The 22,135-nt window shown below is 37.2% G+C and carries 17 protein-coding genes and 5 tRNA genes; 9 read left to right on the top strand and 13 right to left on the bottom strand.

Translation table 11 applies throughout. The features are described from left to right. Positions 1–9: 9 nt before the first annotated feature. Together ACGHIN_RS02585 and ACGHIN_RS02580 are read right to left on the bottom strand one after the other, a co-directional pair. Positions 10–648, bottom strand: coding sequence for a DUF47 domain-containing protein (locus ACGHIN_RS02585; protein WP_390450546.1), 639 nt, complete (start codon positions 646–648; stop codon positions 10–12). A 151-nt stretch (positions 649–799) separates the two neighbouring features. Next, positions 800–2,482 carry a DEAD/DEAH box helicase gene (locus ACGHIN_RS02580; RefSeq protein ID WP_390450544.1) on the bottom strand — a complete coding sequence of 561 codons (1,683 nt, stop codon included), beginning with the start codon at positions 2,480–2,482 and terminating at the stop codon, positions 800–802. Between the two features lie 275 nt (positions 2,483–2,757). Here ACGHIN_RS02580 and ACGHIN_RS02575 point away from each other — a divergent pair, with 275 nt between their 5' ends. From ACGHIN_RS02575 to ACGHIN_RS02565, 3 genes are all read left to right on the top strand, one after another. Beyond that, the gene (locus ACGHIN_RS02575) at positions 2,758–3,423 is read left to right on the top strand and encodes a DUF2461 domain-containing protein (protein WP_390450543.1); all 666 of its coding nucleotides are present in this window, start codon (positions 2,758–2,760) and stop codon (positions 3,421–3,423) included. A gap of 256 nt (positions 3,424–3,679) precedes the next feature. Further along, positions 3,680–4,474 (top strand): FkbM family methyltransferase, encoded by a 795-nt coding sequence (locus tag ACGHIN_RS02570; RefSeq protein ID WP_390450542.1) that lies wholly within the window; start codon positions 3,680–3,682, stop codon positions 4,472–4,474. A 9-nt stretch (positions 4,475–4,483) separates the two neighbouring features. Then, positions 4,484–5,962: a lipopolysaccharide biosynthesis protein gene (locus ACGHIN_RS02565; protein WP_390450540.1), complete on the top strand. Its 1,479-nt coding sequence runs from the start codon at positions 4,484–4,486 to the stop codon at positions 5,960–5,962. Here the strand turns inward: ACGHIN_RS02565 and ACGHIN_RS02560 are convergent. The 4 genes from ACGHIN_RS02560 to ACGHIN_RS02545 all read right to left on the bottom strand — a co-directional run bounded on the left by ACGHIN_RS02560 (position 5,955) and on the right by ACGHIN_RS02545 (position 10,456). After that, a complete protein-coding gene (locus ACGHIN_RS02560) occupies positions 5,955–7,028 on the bottom strand; it encodes a hypothetical protein (RefSeq protein ID WP_390450539.1) in 1,074 nt (357 codons plus the stop codon). The genes ACGHIN_RS02565 and ACGHIN_RS02560 overlap by 8 nt on opposite strands. 2 nt (positions 7,029–7,030) lie before the next feature. After that, on the bottom strand, positions 7,031–7,885 hold the full coding sequence (locus ACGHIN_RS02555; RefSeq protein WP_390450538.1) for a glycosyltransferase family 2 protein: 855 nt from the start codon (positions 7,883–7,885) through the stop codon (positions 7,031–7,033). An 81-nt stretch (positions 7,886–7,966) separates the two neighbouring features. After that, positions 7,967–9,367 (bottom strand): aspartate ammonia-lyase, encoded by a 1,401-nt coding sequence (aspA, locus tag ACGHIN_RS02550; protein ID WP_390450536.1) that lies wholly within the window; start codon positions 9,365–9,367, stop codon positions 7,967–7,969. Between the two features lie 63 nt (positions 9,368–9,430). Continuing rightward, on the bottom strand, positions 9,431–10,456 hold the full coding sequence (locus ACGHIN_RS02545; protein ID WP_390450534.1) for an N-acetylmuramoyl-L-alanine amidase: 1,026 nt from the start codon (positions 10,454–10,456) through the stop codon (positions 9,431–9,433). 137 nt (positions 10,457–10,593) lie between these two features. On the opposite strand from ACGHIN_RS02545, the gene ACGHIN_RS02540 reads away from it, so the two are divergent. The 6 genes from ACGHIN_RS02540 to ACGHIN_RS02515 all read left to right on the top strand — a co-directional run bounded on the left by ACGHIN_RS02540 (position 10,594) and on the right by ACGHIN_RS02515 (position 12,252). Continuing rightward, positions 10,594–10,678 (top strand) — tRNA-Ser (locus ACGHIN_RS02540). Positions 10,679–10,696: 18 nt separating this feature from the next. Beyond that, positions 10,697–10,771 (top strand) — tRNA-Pro (locus ACGHIN_RS02535). A 39-nt stretch (positions 10,772–10,810) separates the two neighbouring features. After that, positions 10,811–10,884 (top strand) — tRNA-Arg (locus ACGHIN_RS02530). 395 nt (positions 10,885–11,279) lie between these two features. Next, positions 11,280–11,741: a zinc metalloprotease gene (locus ACGHIN_RS02525; protein WP_390450532.1), complete on the top strand. Its 462-nt coding sequence runs from the start codon at positions 11,280–11,282 to the stop codon at positions 11,739–11,741. Positions 11,742–12,088: 347 nt separating this feature from the next. Continuing rightward, a tRNA-Pro gene (locus tag ACGHIN_RS02520) sits at positions 12,089–12,163 on the top strand. Between the two features lie 15 nt (positions 12,164–12,178). Continuing rightward, a tRNA-Arg gene (locus ACGHIN_RS02515) sits at positions 12,179–12,252 on the top strand. Positions 12,253–12,326: 74 nt separating this feature from the next. On the opposite strand, the gene ACGHIN_RS02510 is transcribed toward ACGHIN_RS02515, so the two are convergent. The 7 genes from ACGHIN_RS02510 to ACGHIN_RS02480 form a co-directional block, all read right to left on the bottom strand. Continuing rightward, complete coding sequence (locus ACGHIN_RS02510) at positions 12,327–13,163, bottom strand: SH3 domain-containing protein (RefSeq protein WP_390450530.1); 837 nt, start codon at positions 13,161–13,163, stop codon at positions 12,327–12,329. A 17-nt stretch (positions 13,164–13,180) separates the two neighbouring features. Beyond that, the gene (gene prmA / locus ACGHIN_RS02505; RefSeq protein ID WP_390450528.1) at positions 13,181–14,008 is read right to left on the bottom strand and encodes a 50S ribosomal protein L11 methyltransferase; all 828 of its coding nucleotides are present in this window, start codon (positions 14,006–14,008) and stop codon (positions 13,181–13,183) included. A 145-nt stretch (positions 14,009–14,153) separates the two neighbouring features. Beyond that, positions 14,154–14,867: a 3-ketoacyl-ACP reductase gene (locus ACGHIN_RS02500; RefSeq protein ID WP_390450526.1), complete on the bottom strand. Its 714-nt coding sequence runs from the start codon at positions 14,865–14,867 to the stop codon at positions 14,154–14,156. A 164-nt stretch (positions 14,868–15,031) separates the two neighbouring features. After that, positions 15,032–16,597, bottom strand: a complete 1,566-nt coding sequence (locus tag ACGHIN_RS02495; protein ID WP_390450524.1) for a calcineurin-like phosphoesterase C-terminal domain-containing protein — start codon at positions 16,595–16,597, stop codon at positions 15,032–15,034. 45 nt (positions 16,598–16,642) lie between these two features. Continuing rightward, positions 16,643–18,094, bottom strand: coding sequence for a SusD/RagB family nutrient-binding outer membrane lipoprotein (locus tag ACGHIN_RS02490; RefSeq protein WP_390450522.1), 1,452 nt, complete (start codon positions 18,092–18,094; stop codon positions 16,643–16,645). A gap of 10 nt (positions 18,095–18,104) precedes the next feature. Further along, positions 18,105–21,077 (bottom strand): SusC/RagA family TonB-linked outer membrane protein, encoded by a 2,973-nt coding sequence (locus ACGHIN_RS02485; RefSeq protein WP_390450520.1) that lies wholly within the window; start codon positions 21,075–21,077, stop codon positions 18,105–18,107. 295 nt (positions 21,078–21,372) lie between these two features. Beyond that, complete coding sequence (locus ACGHIN_RS02480; protein WP_390450518.1) at positions 21,373–22,119, bottom strand: glycerophosphodiester phosphodiesterase family protein; 747 nt, start codon at positions 22,117–22,119, stop codon at positions 21,373–21,375. Between the last annotated feature and the right edge of the window lie 16 nt (positions 22,120–22,135).

Genomic DNA, 22,135 nt, shown 5'->3' with positions numbered 1-22,135 from the left:
TATTATTGTTTAGGCGTATTTAATCATGATGTTCTCAATCGTGTTGGCAACATCTTCTGCTTTGTCAGTTACAACTTCAAGATAGTTCAGTACAGATGAAACTTTAATGATATTGATGGCATCGTTTGTTTCAAATAATTCAACCATTGAGTTGGAAAGCAAATCGTCTGCAATATTTTCGATAGAATTTACTTTGATACAAGCTTCTTTTACCTGCTCCATATTTTTAAACCCTTTCAGGTTTTTCATAGCATTCTGGATCTCCAGACATGCTTTATGGATCAATAAGGAGAAGTCTGCGTAAGCCTTCATTAAAGGCGATTTATATAAGAATATATATTTTGTAGAAGCATAAATGTAGTCTGCAATATCATCCAGCCCTGTAGCTAGTGTATGAATGTCTTCACGATCGAACGGTGTAATAAAGTTTTTGCCCAGTTCTACGAAAATTTCGTGGGTAAGCTCATCATTTTTGTGTTCGTAGTCGCTCATTTTTTTCAACATAGAGTCGTCATTAAGATCGAAGTCTTTTACTCCATTGTTGAATTCTTCAGACATTGCCACCAGGTTTTCAGTTACTTTTTCGAAAAGTACAAAGAAGATTTTATCTTTTGGTTGAAAAGCGTGGAAAATATTACCAATTCCCATTGTAAAGTTTTTATAATTTGTTTGCAAATTTCTTAAAAAAGCATGGTACGTGAAACAATCTTATGTTAAGTTTTATTAACATACGCTTACTCCCTGATTATCAAATAAAAAACCGGCCAAAAAAGCCGGTTCTTGTATTTTTTTCAGGACTTTAGTTTGCCACTTCCGCCCTCATTTCCTTTCCTTTGAACTTCATGGAGGAAATATTACTCAACACATTATCTTTAAATGATTTTTCCACTTCAAAGAATGAGAATTTTTCCAGAATTTCAATATCACCGATTTCCGCTCTTTTTTTGCTTTTTCCGGCAGTTGCCTTATTAATAATATCCAAGACATCCAGTTTTTTCAACTGATCTTTTTTACCCAGATTAAAGAAAAATCTTACCATGTTTTCATTTCTTCTTCTAGGTTTTCCACCACGATCTCTGTCTCTTCCATCTCTATCTCTATCCCTTCCTCTATCGCGGTCTCTCCTGTCTCTTCTTGAACCTTCATCATCCCTGCTGCTTAGCTTTTGCTCTACAAGATCATGCCTGTCTCTATAATATAAGGCAAGATCTTTAAGCTGAACCTGTAGCAATCTGTGAACTAATTCTTCTTTGCTGAATTCTGACAGATCAGGAATTAAAGCATCATCGAATTCGAAATAATCTTCATGTTCTGCAAAAAGATTTTCAAAAACACCTCCCACCTGAGCTTTCACAATTTCTTCTCCGGTAGGCACTTTCTTCTCGTTGATCTCAATTTTGGTTGCGAATTTAATTTGCTTCAGCTTTCTGCTTTCTTCAGGCTTGATCAAAGCCATTGATATTCCGTCTTTTCCCGCTCTTCCTGTTCTTCCGCTTCTGTGAACGAATACTTCAGGATCATCAGGTAAAGAATAGTGGATCACGTGTGTAAGGGAGTTTACGTCTAATCCTCTCGCAGCTACATCGGTTGCTACCAAAATATCGATATTCTTCAATCTGAATTTCTTCATCACCGTATCTCTCTGCGCCTGAGAAAGATCTCCGTGAAGCGCGTCCGCAGCATACCCGTTCTGCATTAAGAAATCTGCTACTTCCTGAGTTTCCATTCTTGTTCTGCAGAAAATAATGGAATACTGGTTCGGATTGGCATCGATTAATCTTTTTAGGGCTTCTTTTTTCTGACGGTAGCCTACCACATAATACTCGTGAGTAATGTTTTTCTTCACTTCGTTAATAGAACCTACAGAAATACGGTGTGGCTTGGTGAGATAATTTTTGGAAATTCTCTCTACCTCTTTGTTCATCGTAGCCGAGAACAGGAAAGTTTGTTTGGTTTCCGGAGTTTCACTTAAAATTGTTTCCAATTCATCTTTGAAGCCCATGGAAAGCATTTCATCAGCTTCGTCCAGTACTAACCAGTGAATGGCTGAAAAATCAAGCGCTTTTCTGTTGATCAGGTCAATTACCCTTCCCGGAGTTCCTACAATAATCTGAGGTTTATCCTTCAAAGATCTTATTTGTTCTGTAATGCTGCTTCCACCATAAACCGCAGTGGTTTTGATGTTTTGCATGTATTTAGAATAGTTCTTTATGTCTTTAGCAATCTGAAGACATAATTCTCGTGTCGGACAAAGCACCAATAGTTGGATTTTGCGACTCGTATCGTCAATCATATCCAAAATCGGAAGCGAAAATGCTGCTGTTTTGCCTGTCCCAGTCTGCGCAAGTGCGATTAGATCGCGAATATCTGAAAGAATAAAAGGGATAGTCTGTTTTTGGATTTCTGTCGGGCTTTCGTAGCCCATTTCGCCAATTGCCTTAAGAATGTCAGGACTTAAATTGGTTTCCGTAAATAAATTCATTAAATATTTTAAAATTTTTGCAAAGATACAATAATTATTTGAATTTTATTTCAAGTAATATTACGAGATTAATAATTTTATTTTGAAAAATCATATTCATTTTAAAATTTTCTCAAAAAAAATGCTTAATTTTTATTGGGTATCTAATTACATTCCGTCAATATTTTCATAATCAAATTATTGGATTTTTTTTCTCAAAAAAAATATAATCTGTAAGGCGGAATACGGCTTGGGGGTATGAACTGTTTTAATTACATTTGAGTAAAATTAAAAAAATGTCAGCTACTCTTTCTCCCAAAACATTCGAATTTTTAAAAAAATTAACTAAAAATAATAGCCGTGAGTGGTTCAATGAAAATAAAAGTCTTTATACAGAATCTCAGGAAAATGTAGTTGAATTTTTGGAAGATCTTATCAAGGAAATGGCTGGTTTTGATGAAGAGCTTTCAAAAATTGATGCTAAAAAGTCGCTCTTCAGGATTTACAGGGATACGCGATTTGCTAAAGATAAATCCCCTTACAAAACGAATTTCGGAGCATCCCTGGGAATGGGGAAAGGCAGCCAGAAAGGTGGCTATTACCTGCATCTGGAACCTGGTAAATCTTTTATTGCCGGAGGTATTTATATGCCGGAACCGGCAGTTTTAAAAGAAGTGCGTAAAGAAATCTCATTATATGGTGATGATTTCCTCAATATTCTGAATCAGAAGGAGTTTAAAAAACATTTTCCGGAACTGGATCAGGATGATAAACTGAAAAAAGTTCCGCAAGGCTTTGAAAAGGAAGATCCGATGGCTGAATACTTAAAGCTGAAAAGCTTTATTGTGGTTTATTACTTAAAGGATGAGGAGGTTCAGGACAAAAATGCAGTGAAGAATCTTGCTAAAATTTTCAAACTGATGAAGCCTCTGAATGATTTTTTAAATGCTCCGTTTTTGTAAATAGCTCATAACTCTATAATTTATTCATTTCGCAGAATATTTTAACGGTCGATATACCGTTCTGATTCTGCGAAATGAAGTTTAACACGTCATAAGTTAGTGCCAATTTCTCATTTTGATTCAATATTCTGTCCTTCAGGCATCCGGGAAAACAGCATCAAATATTATCTTTTGAAAATCAACTGATTACAAATTAAGTATTTTAACATTAGTTTAACATTTTTGCGTATATTTGCTATTCGTCAAAAACTAAAGGATGTCTTTGTACCAGAGAATTGCAGAAAAACTACAATATATAAGTCCGGATTTTTATAAGAAAAGATATTTTAAGAATTTAAATCATCTTAGTAAAGATAATTTTTCAAAAAGAAATGTGGAGCCGGAACTGGTATGGATTAAAGAATATCTTCCCAAAAATGCTGTTATTCTTGATATCGGAGCTAATGTGGGAACTTTTCTTTACCAGCTCGAAGGTAAATTGGATCATGAAAATATATATGCATTCGAACCTAATAAAAAGCTGTTCCGACGTTTAAAGAGGATTTTTCCTTCTATGAGGGTACTTCCCCTGGCTCTTTCGGATGAAAATACCACTGCAGAGTTTAAGGTTCCGGTTATTAATGGAAAAATAATATCTTCAAGGGGAACGCTTAACACTTCGTATAAAGAGCAGGGAGAGCAGAAAAGCTACCTGGAAAAAGTAAAAGTTATTAAGCTTGACGACTGGGCTGCGCTGGAACACTTCCAAAGATTAGACTTCATCAAGATAGATGTGGAAGGCAATGAAATGAAGACCCTTGCGGGGGCAAAAAAAACAATCAGGCAGTTTCTACCTACTCTAATGGTAGAAATGGAGCAAAGACACCATGCGAAACCTATTTGGAATGATATTTCCGAAATTGAAAGCTGGGGATATGAGGCTCAATATCTGAACAGAAAAAGTTTTGAACTTGAAAAGCTTACGGAAGTGATCCTTACCAAGAATACGAATGACGAAAAGAACAAAACAGAATACATCAACAACGTTATTTTTGTTCCTAAACATTTTTAAAAAAGTATTATGAGTGTAGTAGCAAGACAAGGATTTAAATATTCCATCATCGGATATATTGGCTTCTTGTTGGGTACGGTTTCAGCAATTTTTATTTTCCCGAATGATTTTGAATTTTATGGGAAGCTGCGCTACATTCTTCCTACAGCGGAAATGCTGGTTCCTTTTGTGGTACTGGGAATTTCTTACTCCAACGTCAAATTTTTTCACACTGTGGAAAAGGACGGCAGGAATCAAAATATGCTTTCCCTTTCTTTACTGACTATTTTTGTCAATTTTTTGATTTTTACAATTGTATTTTTCCTTATTCCCTATATTTATCCCAAATTCCGAAATTCGGAAGCATGGAAAATCAAGGAAATGATTCTTCCTTTGATTCTTGTTCTTTCTTTTTGTGCTATTTTCAATAAATATACTTCGAATTACAAAAGGATTGTGGTTTCCAATATTTTCGACAATCTTTTCCCAAAAATAGCCAATTTAGGCGCCTTCTGTCTGTTTTTCTATTTTGCATTATCCCAAAAGGTTGCTTTTGCATTTTTCTTCGGGATGTTTGCCCTTATGCTTTTCGGGTATATTTATTATACGAACAGATTAGAAAAGATCAGGCCCGACTTCAATACGGAGTATTTCAGGAAGAATAATTTCTGGAAAGAATTTTTCAACTATAGTTTCTTTGGGTTTTTAGGTACTTTCGGAAACTATCTGGCGATTAACAGCTTTATGATCGGTGAATTTCTGGGGATGGAGGAAGTGGGTATATATTCTGTATTATATGCTTTGATTTCCCTGATTTCTATTCCTCAATTGGGCTTATTCAATATTTCCGCTCCCATTATTAATAAAACACTGATTGACGGAGATATGGAAGAGCTTGACAGGTTTCATAAAAAAACTTCGCTGTCCTTATATTTTTTAGGGGCCGTGCTGTTTTCCTGTATCATGGTAGGGTTCCCTTATCTAACTCAGTTTATGCCTAAAAACGGAACGATGCTCAGAGAATATGAACCTGTAGTCTGGATCTGGGGTTCTGCCGTCTTAGTGGATCTGGCAACAGGCTTTAACGGAAATATTATTTCTCTTTCCAAGTATTACCGGTTTAATATCCTAGTGATGCTTCTGCTTGCCGGACTTACGATCGGGCTGAATTATTATTTCATTAAGAATACGGATTTAAAGTTGATCGGGATTGCATTATCGACCGCTATTTCCCTGACCACTTATAATGTTATCAAAATCATTTTCAACTATGTGATGTTCAAAGTATCTCCTTTGAGTATTGAAATGATTTTTGTATCCATCATTTGTACTTTAGCCATTACAGTGGCCATTGTGCTTCCCAATTTCAACAGTAATTTCATCAACCTTATTTACAAACCTGCGGTAGTATTGGCATTGATCTATGTCGGGAATTACTTTACAAGGATATTTCCAGTGGAGGATTATATGAATATGAATTTCATAAAAAGTGTTTTGAGATTTAAATAGAGATTATATTTTTCAAAACCTCTTCCAAACGTTTTTGTACCCTTTCCCTGTTATAATTTTCATGAAAATCGAACTGCTGATTTTTAAGTTCTTCAAGCTGTTGTATTACATTTCCTTCCTGTTCAGGAATAATGAAAGAAAGCCTGGAAGGATAATTGCCCGGAAAAACAGCTAATTTACCGTATTTAATGGCATCTCCTATATTTCCTGTCATTTTAGTGACTCCATAGATTTCTTTCTGGCTGAAAAATTCAGCTTCCTGTTGAACCGGGCACCATAAAACATCTGCTTTTTGCATATGGCTTTCAAAATCATCCGCTGAAACTCTTTCGGAAAAATATTTGATATTGATATTTTCCAGAGCGCGTTCTAAACCAATTATTTCTTTTAATTCCTTTCCTGACGCTTTACCAAGAAATACAAATTCCAATAATTGATTTCCTCTGACAGATCCATTTTTAAAATTATTTTCTCTATCATTTATTATTGAAAAGATTTTTGCATAGTCTCTTCTTTTCTGCGAAACGCCTCCGGGAATAACAATAGTTAAAACTTTATTATCCGGTCTGTCATTATTCTTCGTATAAAAAAGCGGTAAAAATTTATAGTTTTGGGCAACTAAGCCTTCATCTAAAACCAACAGGTTTTTTGCTTTCTTATATACTTCAGGAGCAGAAACCAAGCTTTCTTTCCACCATAGTTTAAGCCTGTAAATAATATCTCCTTTAAAAATATTTCTGATCAGTTTCAGTTTTGAAGCCTGAATAAAATTAAGATTGTGTGCAATGACCGCTGCATTATATTGCCGGACAATGGCGAGGAAAGTATTGAAATAACGATGGACGGTTCCTATGATGATCAGATCATATTTCTGCGTTTTAAGCTGATCCAGGATCATTGAACTATCGGAAAGATAAACAGATTCGCCATTTTCCTTTACCTGGTCTTTGATTCTTTTTGAAAAATAATAATCTACTGCAAATTCTTCCGAACCGTACATGACGTCCATGAATCCCTGTGCAATTTCTGCGTGGGTATCAATTTCTATGTATGCTATTTTTTTCAAATTTATATCTTCAGCCATTTCTTTTTCAAAGCTTTCCAACGCTGCTGGTTAATTATCTGTTGTTCTTCCTCCGTGATTTTCAATTCCAGCTTTTCTGATCTGCAATTTTCATATGTTGAAATAATCCGGAAGAAAAATGAAACTGACCTGCTTTTCACAGCTTCTTTGGCAGAAGCAACATAAGCCAGAAAACGACGTAATCCCAGAAAATAAAAATATCTGCCATAATACTGAGATTCCCTTACCGTATAATCAGCCCCTTTAACTTTAATTAATTTTACATGTAAATCGGATAAAACTACTTCTTTCCAGCCTAAATTTTCAAGAAGAACGGAGTCTATATTATCCCATCCCAGCGTTTCCCTCAATCCTCCGATGTCTGCAAAGCATTGTTTTCTGTAGGCTTTCATAGGGCCACGCACATGGTGTTTATTCGAATTTCCTTCATACACCCATTCTCCGTTTTTTTCAATATAAAGCAAGCCTCCCACCAAACCATATTCCGGATTTTCCCGGAAAGCTTTTTCAATACGTTTAAGATAGTTCCCCGGTAGAATGATATCTGCATCAAATTTGCAGATAATATCAAATGTACCCGGTTCCTGCGTTTCTAGCCCTTTCTTAAAAGCATTAACGACTTTGGAACCTGGCTGATGTCCCGATTTTTGCAAATTGACGGATTCAAAACGGGAATCATGATCTGTAAATCCTTTGATTACCTCCGGAGTTTTGTCTGTGGACCCATCATTAACGATCACCACCTTAAAATCCTTAAAGCTTTGTTGCTCTAAAGATTTTAAAGTGAATGAAAGATTATTTTCTTCGTTGTGTGCAGGAATTATAATTAAGAATCTCACGGTCAAATGATAAATGATGAATGATGAGTGATCAATGAATTGATTGTAATGCGTTTACTAACTGATCACTTCACATTTATATTATTTATTATGAGGTTTCAGCATATTCCCCGGGTCAAGGATCTCATCAAGTTTTTCCTGAGAAAGCAACTCTTTTTCCAATACCAGGTTATAAACGCTTTTTCCTGTTTCCAGCGCTTCCTTGGCAATTTGTGTGGATTGTTTGTAACCGATATACGGATTAAGGGCGGTAACAATTCCTATACTGTGCTTCACCATATTTAAGCATACTTCTTTGTTAGCAGTGATGCCTACTACGCATTTTTCACGCAGGGTATCTAAGGCGTTGCAAAGGAAGTTGATGTTTTCCATAATGGCATGGGAAAGCACCGGCTCCATTACATTTAATTGCAACTGGCCTGCCTCTGCAGCGAAGGTCACGGTAAGATCATTTCCTATAACTTTAAAACATACCTGATTAACTACTTCCGGAATTACCGGATTTACTTTTCCCGGCATAATGGATGAACCGGGCTGCATCGGTGGTAAATTGATTTCAAAAAGTCCTGCTCTGGGGCCTGAGGAAAGCAACCTTAAATCATTACAGATCTTGGATAGCTTTACGGCAAGACGTTTCATTGCTGAAGAATAGATGACGTAAGAACCTGTATCGGGAGTCGCCTCCACTAAATCCGGTGCCGAAATCACCGGATACCCTGTAATTCTGGCTAAGTTTTTAGCACATAGTGTGGCATATCCTATCGGTGCATTTAATCCTGTTCCGATGGCGGTGGCCCCCATATTGACTTCAACAAAAAGATTGGCATTATTATTCAACTTAGAGATATCTTCTTCCAGGGTAGCGGCAAAGGCTTCAAACTCCTGCCCTAACGTCATGGGAACAGCATCCTGAAGCTGGGTTCTACCCATTTTAATGATACCCTGGAATTCTTTTCCTTTAGCACGGAAAGCTTCTACAATCTTTTGAAGCTTCACCACCAGGATTTCATTCATTTGAAGCAACCCCATTTTTATCGCTGTAGGATAGGCATCATTGGTAGATTGTGAAAGGTTAATATGGTCGTTGGGCGAACAGAATTCATATTCTCCTTTATTTTTGCCTAATTTTTCCAATACTCGGTTGGCGATTACTTCATTGGCATTCATATTAATGGAAGTTCCTGCGCCTCCCTGGATCATATCTACAGGAAACTGATCGTGAAGTTTACCTTCGATAAGCTCATCACATGTTTCTGATATTTTGAAATATAAATTCTCATCCAGCAATCCCAGCTCATAATTGGTTTTAGCGGCAGCCTTCTTTACAAAAGCAAGTCCTTTAATAAATTCAGGATATGAAGAAAGAAGCTGACCGGAAATTTTAAAATTATCGATTGCTCTTTGAGTCTGAACTCCATAATAAGCATGTACAGGTACACTCAGTTCGCCTAATAAATCGCTCTCTTTTCTGAAATTTTCCATTACAGGTGTTTAAAGTTTTAGGTTTGTTTATATGATAAAAACGCATCATACGATGCGCTTTATTTATTTTACAGGATATTTTTGTATTAAAGCCTGCAATATGGCCCATGTTTCCGCATCCATGATTCCGTCATAATTCTGAGGACGGAAATGATACTGGAATGCCTCAATAGTTTTTTTAGTGGCTTCATCCCATTTCCCTCCCGGCTCTATTCCATATCCGAACTTTTGCAGCTGGGTCTGCACATTAAAAATAAATGAAGGTTCATTGTATTTAGCAGCAAAATCCAGGGTTGCAAGGTCATAATAGCTTTGTTTTGTTGCTTCGTCATACCACATTCCTATCTGATATTCATCGTAGAGCTTTTTCCAGGGAAATAAAGGTCCCGGATCCTGCTTCCTTGTAGGAGCGATATCTGAATGTGCTAATACATTGGTTGGAGGAATTTGGTATCTAGTGATGATATCTTTAGCTAATGCAGCCACTTTTTTAACCTGAGCATCGTTAAAAGGAACAAATACTCTTTTCCCGATACTATCCGCTGTATATCCCGCATTCACAATCTCAATACCAATTGAAGTGTCATTAAGATTCTTATCTGCCCTCCATGAGCTTACTCCTGCATGATAAGAGCGTTTATTTTCATCTACTAACTGATAAATTTCATTATCCCCGGTATTATTAACCAGATAATGTGCACTTACCGCCTGTTGTGTTAATACAGTAATGGATTTATCGTCCGGCAAGGCGGTATAATGTAATATCAAATATTTCTGTCTGAAATTTTGTGCAATAGCAGGAAAGTAAGTTTTCACAACTTTATATCCGGCCGGCTTTGCTGATACGATAGAACCATAACTTATGGTATTATCATTTTTAGTAGGATCAGCGATATTGGTAGTGAAAAACTCTACTCCTCTATCGTTGGTAATTTGAGGTTTTACCTTCTCCGGAGTTTGAGTTTTTGTTACAGTTTTAGGCTGTACAGTTGTTGTTTTCGGCCTGTAAGAGCTTGTTTTAACATTTTTCTGCGGCGCACATGAAAGGATGATTGTTCCTAATCCTATGAAATATAATATCTTACGCATTGGTGTCTATTTTTTAGTCGTTTATCACCTCAAAAATACGTAAAAATTTCTTGAAAAATATTTGGTAAATAAAGAAATCTGCTCTATATTTGCACTCGCAATAAAGCAATAGCGATCATTAAAAAACAAAGATAAAAGGAGGGTTGCCGGAGTGGTTAACGGAGCAGTTTGCTAAACTGTCGACGCGAAAGTGTCGCAAGGGTTCGAATCCCTTACCCTCCGCTTTCTTTATCATATATTCGGGGCGTAGCGTAGTCCGGTCATCGCGCCTGGTTTGGGACCAGGAGGTCGCAGGTTCGAATCCTGCCGCCCCGACTTTACGAACTTATTTTACTAAGCGGGAATCACATTTAAGGGTGCGTAGCTCAGCTGGATAGAGCATCTGCCTTCTAAGCAGACGGTCAAAGGTTCGAATCCTTTCGCGCTCACAAAAAAACTCACAATTTATTGTGAGTTTTTTTGTTTATATTCGCTCATGTGTTTCTGGCCTTAAGATTCAGAACATCACTTCCCAACACCAGACAGCAGCCAAAATTTTAAGTTATCCAGTAAATGAGAATTAATTTCTGTTAAAGAAGTTATGCTTATATGAAATGTATCAATAGGATAAATAATTTTTGTAATTTTAAATTTATAATCTGATAGTATGTTTAGAAAATTCAATTTTGCTTTTTTATTTCTTTTTCTATGTATCGCTTGTGAAAGAGACGGTGAGTTCAGTAACGATTCGGGTGATTACAATCATACCCGTACAGTTGGTTCGTCTGCAAATGATCTGCTAAATAATAATAGATATAATGCGTTAGTTATTGAAATACAATATATGCCGGGTTATGCACCTGATGCTAATGCCATAGAGCTGGTTAAAAACTTCCTGTCAACATTTCTTAAGAAAGAGGGAGGTATAAGTATTGTTACGAGAGAAATTCCAGGGACCTCTGCGTCAAGCCTGTCAGTAGATGATATCAAAGGCATTGAAAATACAAACCGGTCATCTTTTACCAACGGCTCTACTATGGCTGTCAGTATTATCTATACCAATGGACAATATTCAAATAATGCAAATACATTGGGAATAGCTTATCGTAATACTTCTATCGCTTTATTAGGAAAAACGATTCATGATAATTCAGGAGGATTTGGACAGGTTAGCAGGACGAAACTTGAAGCTACTGTACTTGAACATGAGCTAGGTCATTTGTTAGGTCTGGTTGATTTGGGGTCTCAAATGCAAGTCAACCATAAAGACTCTGCTAATGGCAACCATTGTGATAATAATAAATAATTGTTTAATGTACTATGCTTCAGAAACTACAGATATCTTAAGCTTCCTTAATACAAATAATATTCCTCAACTTGATACCAATTGTAAGGCAGATTTGAAAGCAAATGGCGGTAAATAAATTTCATTAACCAATATAAATCTTTAATATCACAAAGCAATTTTTTATCATAAACCTATGATTGCCCCCTATACTTTCGTTGATATATAATATTGATTACCAATCTATTAATTATTTTATTTTTACTTATTTTATTTTTTATTCCGGTTTTACTTTTTTAAATCAAAAAACTATCATATATTTGCACCCACAAAAAACGAGATAAAAATCGTTTAAAGATGGCCTTAATCGGGGCGTAGCGTAGTCCGGTCATCGCGCCTGGTTTGGGACCAGGAGGTCGCAGGTTCGAATCCTGCCGCCCCGACTGATTAACACTTTAGGGTGCGTAGCTCAGCTGGATAGAGCATCTGCCTTCTAAGCAGACGGTCAAAGGTTCGAATCCTTTCGCGCTCACAAAAAACTCACAATAAATTGTGAGTTTTTTTGTTTGAAAATAATTAGATTACCTGTGATATCTGAGTCGGTTTCTAATTTTGTCTGAAAGAATCCCCATCCCAAAGATAAGTTTTAGAGGACCGCCTTATCTTTTCCTTATCATTATCATCTCTTTCCATCTCTTCCATTTTCCATATAAATGCATTAGAGACTCCTCCCTTATCATTAGGAAATACAAAGCTTTCACTGTGATAGTATACATCTGCATCTCCTACATTCATCAATTGAGGTAATGCAACCAGCTTTTTGTTCTTGAAAAGTACGTACTGGTCATAGCTTGCAATTCCGCAGGCTTCTCCGGAAACCATGGCTTTTAAAGTGAGTTCTACCCCTTTCAACTGATGATTGCTTTCAATATTAAAGGTGGCATAACTTAAACTTTCTCCGGAACCTGTATCAAAGAAAACCTCATCTATTAAACTATTTCCCTCAAGAACTTTAATGCTTGCTATATTTTGTCTGAAATGTTCTCCGTTTGGTTTGTCTTTTCGATTCTCGGTTTTAGTAAGTCCGAAAAGAAAATCATATCCGTTCTTATTTCTATATCCTACACATAGGTTTCCTCCCCAAACATACCCTTCTGAAGCCTTGTCTCCTTTCTGATATGAAATTTTATACCAATGGGAAGCTCTTTCTCCCAATTGTAGGATCCTATCCTCTTTTTTAAGGATCATAATCTGTTGATTGGTCTGTAAAGAATCTAAAATTTCTGCATTGGCATCAGGCTCCAGCCTTATTCTTGTCCAATTGGTGAAAATTTTTTGAGTCTTATTTTCTTCAAAACCGAAAATTCCATTAGCATACACTTCTTCCTGGGCAGAAAGAAGCTGTAGAAAGAATAAGAGTATGACCGGTAGTACAGGTTTCATATTAATATTTTGGGGTCTTATTTTTCAAGGAGTAAACTTACCCATTCTTCACGCTGAAGCTGCTTTTTCAGCTCAAGGCCATTTTCTTTGCATACTTCCATAATATCATCCACATCAAAGAAGCATAATCCCGAAAGCAATAGTTTTCCACCATCGTTCATTACAGAAACGTAGGTTGGAATATCGGAGATCAAAATATTACGGTTGATATTGGCTAAAATAATATCATATTTCTCATTGCCTAAATTCTCAGCTGTTCCTAATTCAATATCAAGCTCTACTCCGTTTCTTGCTGCATTTTCTTTTGAATTTTCAACGGACCATTCATCAATATCTATCGCTTTTACCTCACCGGCTCCCTGTTGTTTGGCATAGATGGCCAAAACGGAAGTCCCGCATCCCATATCCAGGACTTTTTTGCCATGGAAATCAAAATCCATCATCTGCTGGATCATTAAATGTGTTGTCGGGTGGTGTCCTGTTCCGAAAGACATTTTAGGCTGAATGATGATCTCGTGCATTCCCGGAACAGATTCATGAAATTCTGCCCGGATAAGCACCTTATCGTCTATATTGATCGGTGAGAAATTTTTTTCCCATTCTTCGTTCCAGTTGATATTGGGCATTTCCTGGAAAGAATATTCAATCGTCACATTTTCATTTTCAAAAATCGGTAACGCCTTAAGCTCATTTTCATGGAATATGTCTTTCTGAATATACCCTAAAATCCCGTCATTTTCTTCTGTGAAGCTATCGAAACCTATTTGAATAAGCTCTGCCATCAGGATTTCATTCCACGGCTGAAGCGGGGAAATTTTGAAATTGAATTCTAAATAATTTTGCATGTGATAAATTTGGTACAAAAATAAAGCTTGTTTTCCGATTTCATGTTTTTTTAAGGGCAAAGTTTCTGATAAAGCACCAATCACCCTTATTAAAAAAGCGGACTAAAGCCCGCTTCTGTTCGTATTACGCAACAATGATTACTGTTTACGGATTGGTAGAGAAAATAGAACCATTGGCAATCAAAGCTCTTCTGTTCATTTTTAGGATATCTCTTACCCATTCTGCAAAATCTTCCGGCTGAAGCACTTTTTCAGGGTTTCCGTCCGTTAATCCTCCCTGAATACTCATATCTGAAGCAATGGTACTTGGTGTTAACGTTATTACACGGATATTATGTTTTCTCCATTCTGCCATCATCGATTGAGACAACGAGATCACTGCAGCTTTGGATGCTGCATAAGCAGACATATTTCCTCCTCCTTTCAAACCGGCGGTTGAGGCTACATTCACCACATCTCCTTCTCCTTTTGCTTTCAGGAACGGATAGGCTGCTTTTGCGGCATAATACACTCCGAAAAGATTGGTTTTGATTACCTGTTCCCATGTCTCGGACGGCATTTCTTCGATAGTTCCAAAGTCCCCGATTCCTGCATTGTTGATCAGAATATCAACACCTCCCAATTGTTCTGCCAGGGATTCTATTCCGGCTTTTACCTGAATTTCATTATCTACAGAAAAAACCGCATATGTGGAGTTCACTCCCAGCTTTTTGATCTCTTCAACTGTCATTTTAAGGTTTTCTTCATTTCTTCCTGTAATAGCAACGTGTACACCTTCATTTGCTAAAGCTAGTGCAACAGCTTTTCCAAGACCTCTCCCACCCCCTGTTACAATGGCATTCTTTCCTTTTATATTCATATTTAAAATTTTTCGATAACAAATTTACGAAACACCTTTGGGAAAGACTTTTTAAAACAAAAAGATTTTTACATCCCTTACGATTTACATTTTCTATAAAAAACAAAACCGATCATAAAAGACCGGTTTTGACATTGAAAGTAAGTATAGTAAAAAATGAAAAGCTAGGGAATAATGATTGGCTCTTTCACCTCAAATTCTTCTGATGCTGAGAACTGGTTTCCGTACATATCTGTTGCTCTTACTTCAACTTTATGTTTTCCAAGAGCTAATTTTTTAGGAAACCCTGCTACCCAGATGTGTTTTGACATTTCGGGATTGGAAGGCCTTCTTCCCGGGAAAAGATTCTGTGTAGTATCCCATTTGAACACTGACAATGCAAAGTTCGGGTCTATAGTTTCATCATACTCCATGGCTTCCCACTCACCATTATCTATTCTGTATTCCACTTTATCTTTTTTACTTCCCATAAAGAAGTTAGCAAGGATTTTCGCCGAAGTTTTGGAAGGGAAAGGGATTACTTCCGGTGCATATAGCTGGATCTGATAATCATCCGGCTTTCCTGCCGTTTTGTATCGCACTTTATATTGATTATCTGTAAAGCTGATAAAAGAATATCCTTTGGAAGTCCCGTCTCTCATGGTTGAAGTTGGCAGTCCCGCTTCGTCCGGAGTTCCTGAATACCAGTCTCCACAGGTTGTTCCTACGTTATATTCATGTAAATCTTTTAATCCGTTCCAACCGGCTTGTTTTCCGTAGAAAATCTGTTGCTGAATGTGCGTATGGGCAGATAGAATCAGTGCATTCTGGAAAGGAGTCAATAAATCAAATAATTTCTGACGGTCTGCGTTTCTGAAGTTATCTTCATTTTTATGCTCTAACGGAATGTGGAAAGAAACCACTACCAATTTGTTTTTATCAACAAGCTTGAGATCATTTTCTACAAACTTCAGCTGATCTTCACGAAAGCCACCCCAGTATCCTTTTCCGTCTCTCGGATCAGGATATAAAATATCATCTAAAATAATGAAATGTACATTTCCATAGTTGAAAGAATAATTGGCAGGACCAAAGTTGAATTCAAAGGTTTCATCGGAGAATAGATCTTCTTTAGCATCATAGTTCATATCGTGATTTCCCATGACATTATACCAAGGCAACCCGATTTCTTTCATGACGTCTGCGTAAGGCTTTTGAAGGCTTAGATTATCTCCCACTAAGTCTCCCAAGCTGATCCCTAATACTGCATTTTTCTTGGTATTTTTTACTTCATTCACAATTCCTCTTCTGAAATAATCCAGTTCTTTCTCCGTATAAGGTTGCGGGTCACCAAAAACCAGAATATCGAAGTTTTTGCTTTCGTTTTGTTTATTTAAAGCAAAATTTATTTCTTTTGGAAGCTCTCCCGTAGGTGCAGTTCCTTTATACTTAAAATCTGCAGGTGAGCCTTTTGGCTTGTACTGATAATAGTATTGAGGTAAATTATTACTATTCACCGGGGTCATATATCCTGAAGGCTTGATGACAAAAACTGTCTGGTTTTCCTGAATGGGTAAGCTGTATTTTCCGTTTTTATCCGTTACAACTACCTGAACCCCGTTTGAAACGGCAATTCCTTCAATTCCTTTTTCACGGTTTTCTTTCTTCTGATTTTTGTTGCTGTCTTCATACACATATCCTGAAACAGAAGTCTGGGCAAACGCCATGGCAGAAACGAACAGACATGGCATTAAAAATTTTATATTCATTTTAGTATTGAGTTGTATTGTTAATCATTATTGATTCCACCACATTTTGATGTTGATATCATCTCCTCCCATTTGCTGAACTGCCGCTTGATAATTAGTTGTATTCAACACTTTTGGATTAGGAGGATACATCAGTCTCTGAGGAAGGTTTCCGTTATTCAAAAGCCCGCCGTTGTTGGGAAGTACAGGGAATCCCGTTCTTCTCTTTTCAAACCATTGCTGTTGGTCTACAAAGAATAAGGCCACATATTTCTGAAGCATGATTCTTTCCAAAGTTCCGTTATACGCTACATTCGCATTGGTAAAGTAATTGGCAGGCATGGTGGAGCCCCATTGTTCAATAGCTGCTTTTACCCCGCTTTCATAATACGTTTGAGCATTTCCGGGAATGATGCCTTTAAAGGCTAATTCGGATAATGTAAACTGCAATTCCGCGTATGGATAGATTAGAATATTCAAAGGCGCTTTAGACAAGTTCTGATTCATGTTGGACGGTTGGTAAGTAAATACAGTTCCATAGGCATAACCAGACGGAGCACCTTTGTATCCTATATTCTGGTTGGTTGCAATATCTTTTGCCTGAGAGAAGAACATGGCTAAACGTGGATCATTATTTGCTTTTAAAGTTTCCACAAAGAATGCTGAAGCAGCTCTTCCGGTTGTAAAATCCTGAGGTCTTGCGATAGGTGGAAGTAATGGAGATACTCCGGTAATATTCAACTTTGCAGATTCGCTATTATTCTGGAAAATCGGGTACACTGTCGGATTGTTGATAATTTCCTGGATTCTCTCGTTTACGTTGACTTCTCCGTTTTTCTTTAAAATCCTTGTCAGTAATCTCAATGAAAGGGAGTTACAGAATTTTTTCCAATTGGTAATTCCGTTCACATCAGATTCTGCTTTGTAAAAAAGATCGCTTCCAGTGAGTGTTTTAGTGGTAATGAATAATGAATTGGCCGTTTTCAGATCATCCAGTAATTTCACGTAAATATCTTTTTGCCTGTCGAATTTAGGTTGAGAGATTCCTTCATCCAATCTTGAAGCTTCTGAGAAAGGAATATCTCCGTACGTATCCGTTAAATTCGAATAAATCCATGCGTTTAAAACCATGGCGATAGCCTGGTAATTTTTGTCGTTTTCAAGAATGGCTGCTTCTTTCAGGTCCTTTACCTGCTTTAGCCATTTATAACTGTTATTCCAGTAACCGGTTCCCGTGTTTTCCGTTAAATAATAACGGCTTAAAGAGTTTCCTTCATTAGGAAAGTCTAAGGAAACCTGCATGATATCAAATGTGAAATCATTGGCTCTCATATAGTTCACTGCCGCCATATTGTATTGGATAGGGACCAGCAATTTAGCGGAAACAGGGTCACTGATCCTGCTTTCATCAATGTTCACCTCATCAAGGCTTCTGCTGCATGAAACGGGTATCATTCCGATACTTGAAATCAATAATATATTTAACAATAATTTTTTCATGATCTAAATTTTAAAATTTAACATTAAGCTGAATACCTACAGTTCTGGCTGTCGGCAATTGTCCCATTTCCACTCCCGGGGTAATCAAATTATCATTAAGAGTGGCGGCTTCCGGATCAAACAGCGGGAACTTCGTCCACATCCAAAGGTTTCTTCCGAATAGGGCTAACGTAAGATCTGTCAGCTTCAATTGTTCTGTTACGCTTTTCGGGAAAGAATAGGAAATTCTTGCGTCTCTTAACTTGATAAAGGAAGTATCAAACGAGTTGGTTTCTACGTTCGCTCTTCTGTAGTAATCGGCATAATAAGCCGACACCAATACCCCTTTTGTATTGGGAGAATAGGTTCCGTCTGCATTTTGTACGACTCCTTGTCCTACGATCAATCCATCCGGATTATCCCTTCCTATCAAGGTATGTCCTAATTTCCCCTGCTCGGTCATTTTATGATGGGACTGTGAGTAAGCCATTCCTTTGTACTGACCATCAAATGAGAAGCTTACTGTAAAGTTCTTATATCTGAATTCGTTTTGAATTCCGGCTCTCCATTTCGGATATGCATTTCCGACTTTTTTCATCTGCGTCGGTTTTGCCGTTAATCCATCACTTCCGAAAACTACCTGCCCGTCCGGTGAATACATTAATCCGTATCCGTACATATCTCCAAGAGATCCGCCTACTACTGCATTATAGTATACTACTCCACCTACACTTCCCATTGTATAAGGTTCTCCGTGGAATTCTTCCGGTAATGACAGGATTTTATTTCTGTTCATTGACCAGTTGGCGTTTACACTCCATGAGAAGTTTTTGTTTTTCACAGGGAATGTATTCAAAGTCATTTCAATTCCTCTGTTTCTGATCTCACCAGCGTTGATGGTTCTCTTGCTGTACCCTGTTTCAAGTAAAGCCGGGATATCTACGATCTGATCTTTTGAGTTGTTCTGATAGACTGTGAAGTTATAGCTCACTCTGTTTTTCAGGAAGCTGAAATCCATCCCAGCTTCAATATTCGTCAACATTTCCGGTCTCAGATCGGGATTCGGGTATAATGAAGGTGCTTCCACTGAACCGGAGAATACACTGTTGTTATAATATTTGATTAACTTATAAGGATTTGTATCATTTCCTACTTTCGACCATGATGCTCTTAATTTCCAATAATTGAATTGTTTGGAATTCATCTTCAATATATCGGAAAGAATGAAGGAAAGACCTGCTGAAGGATAGAAATAAGAACGGTTATCCTTCGGAAGCGTACTGCTCCAGTCATTTCTTGCGGTAAGGTCTAAGAAAATCTTATTCTGATATGCTAATGTTACCAATCCGTAAGTACTGTTTACCTGTTTATCACTAGGTGTCGCGAATTTTGTAATGTTCCCGATTCCGTTGGGTAACGTATATACTCCCGGTCTGAGAAGTCCGTCTGCCATATAATCATACATGGTGTATTCGGAATAACGGATGCTTCCTCCTGCGGATGCACTAAAATCGAAATCATTGAAGGTATTTTTGTACGTGAATAAAATATCGTTATTCAAATCCATCAATTTGATGTGCTGTTCCCTGTACATTCCCTGAAGGTAATTGGCAGAGCTCCAAGGTCTTTTTTGAGTACGCTCTTCATTGGTTAACTCCATTCCTGATCTCAACATGACCTCGAAATTTTTAGCCAGCTTATAATTAAGATTGATATTTCCGGTAATGAAGTTTTTATCAACACCGTTCAGCATTTCATAAGCAATCATATATGGATTATCGATAAATGAACTGAAGGGATGGATCTGATCGATTTGGTATTTATCTTTTTTCCAGATCGGTTCATACCAAGCCAGGTCTATGTTCGGATTCTGGAAGATCATGAAATAGGAAATCGACTGATTGCTGTATCCTGTTGCCGGTAAATTATCACTTTTTGTTTTGTTGTAATTGAATTTCAATCCTACTTTCAATTTTTCATTGATCTTATGATCAAATGATAAAGAGGCGTTGAACCTGTCAAAACCAGTATTGGGCATCATCCATTCATTTTTAAGATACGTTAAAGAGGTTCTGAATGACGTATTTTCGTTAGAGGTTTCTAAAGCAACGTTATTGGAAAAAGTAGTCCCCGTTTGCCAGAAACCTTTGATATTGTCTTTATAGGGTCTCCAAAGTTGTCTTGTGGCACTTTGTCCTTCTACTGTCGGATCATACTGGAAATAATATTGTCCTGCGAATTTCGGTCCGAAAGCACTACTGGTAGAACCTGTATTCACTCCGTCTGCAGAAGCTCCATAAGAGTAATAATAGTTTCCTTTGGTATCTTTCTGCATGGTTCCCTGTCCATACTCATATTGATAATCCGGCCATTTCAAAACCGTATCATAACTTGAGTATGAATTTAAAGTGACCTGTAGCTTTCCTTTTTTGGATTTTCCTGATTTCGTTGTAATCATGATCGCTCCTCCTGCTCCTCTTGAGCCATATAAAGCTGCTGCCGTGGAACCTTTCAATACTGAAATAGACTCGATATCATCCGGATTGATGGAATTGATCCCGTTTCCATAGTCAATCGGTAAATCTGCCTTGGAACCTGCTCCATACGCTGAAAATCCGGTACCTGTGGTTGTGTTGTTCAAAGGAACTCCATCTACAACGATCAATGCGTTGTTCTGATCCATATTCATGGAGATATCTCCACGTAATTTGATCACTGAGCTTCCTAAAGGTCCTGCTCCTGCGGTCTGGATCTTCAATCCGGCCACTTTTCCTTCCAATGCCTGTGCCCAGTTGTTGTTCTGGGTTTTCAGAATTTCTTCAGATTTAATGGTTTCCGTAGAGTAACCTAAAGACTTGTCTTGTCTTTTAATACCTAAAGCAGTTACCACTACTTCATTAATGTCATTAATAGTGTCTTTCTTTGCTTTTTGCTGAGCTGCCATATTGACGCTGACCAATCCTAACAGCGACAAAACAAGCAACTTTTGAGTCTCTTTTCGCATATCCTTTTTGTTTGCGCAAAATTAGAGCGACATGACGAGGAAGGTTTTAACACGACTTTAACAATTATTAAATGTTTATTAAACCAAATGTTAAAAAATTATGAATTAAAACAGATAATAATTTGATTTATAGCATATTAAAATAATTAAGTTTTTTTAATATTAAAGGTTGATATTATTCACTTATCTTTGCTGTTATCCCTTTTTGGGACAATATTTGAGTTTTGTTGCCATGATCTTATAGAAAGCAAAAATGCCCATCTCTTGGAGATGGGCATTTATTTATTAAGAACTATTACTTATTTTTCAACTGGTCCGGAATGTTAGTCGTAATAAAACCTATTCCTTGATTTTTAAGCTGCTCATAAACTGTAATATCATTGACTGTCCAGGCATTGGTAATTAACCCTAAAGCTTTTGCCTCGGAAATCCAGGTTGGATTTTTAGCGAAAACGCTGTAATGGTAATCCATACCGTCTAAACCTTCTGCTTTGATCTGTTCCGGTGACAGTTCCCCGTTCAGATACTGAACTTTAAATGTTGGCTCCACTCTTTTGATCTCTTTGCAGATATTCAGGCTGAAAGAGATATACTCGCTTTGTGATTCCAGCTTCAATTCCTTGATCAGTTTTATGGTTTTGGCTACCAGTTCGTTTTCAAGTTCCTTGGTTTTCGCAGGCTTTATTTCTACGATCAGTTTTAAAGATTTGTCTTTCTTTCCCTGTTTCAGATAATCTTTTAAAGTTGGAAATTTTTCTCCATTTGATAATTTCAGCTCTGCCAATTGTTTAAAATTGGTTTCTGAAACTTCCATTTTCCCGTGATGCTCATCATGGTTCACTACCAGGACCCCGTCTTTCGTCATTCTCACATCAAATTCAGAACCGTAGATCTTCAGCTGCTGAGCATTTTCCAGCGCTTTAAGAGAATTTTCCGTTGTAGGAGGCTGGCTCTGCCAATAACCTCTGTGTGCTATAATTTGGGTTTGTGCCTTCATGACTATCGTACTTAAAACTGCTAACCCTAAGATAAAATTTTTCATACTATAAAGGTAATAT

It is taken from the genome of Chryseobacterium barbadense (genome assembly GCF_042849955.1).
Classification (GTDB): domain Bacteria; phylum Bacteroidota; class Bacteroidia; order Flavobacteriales; family Weeksellaceae; genus Chryseobacterium.
Note: the sequence above shows the minus strand (reverse complement) of the source record. Positions and strands in the feature narration are given on the sequence as shown.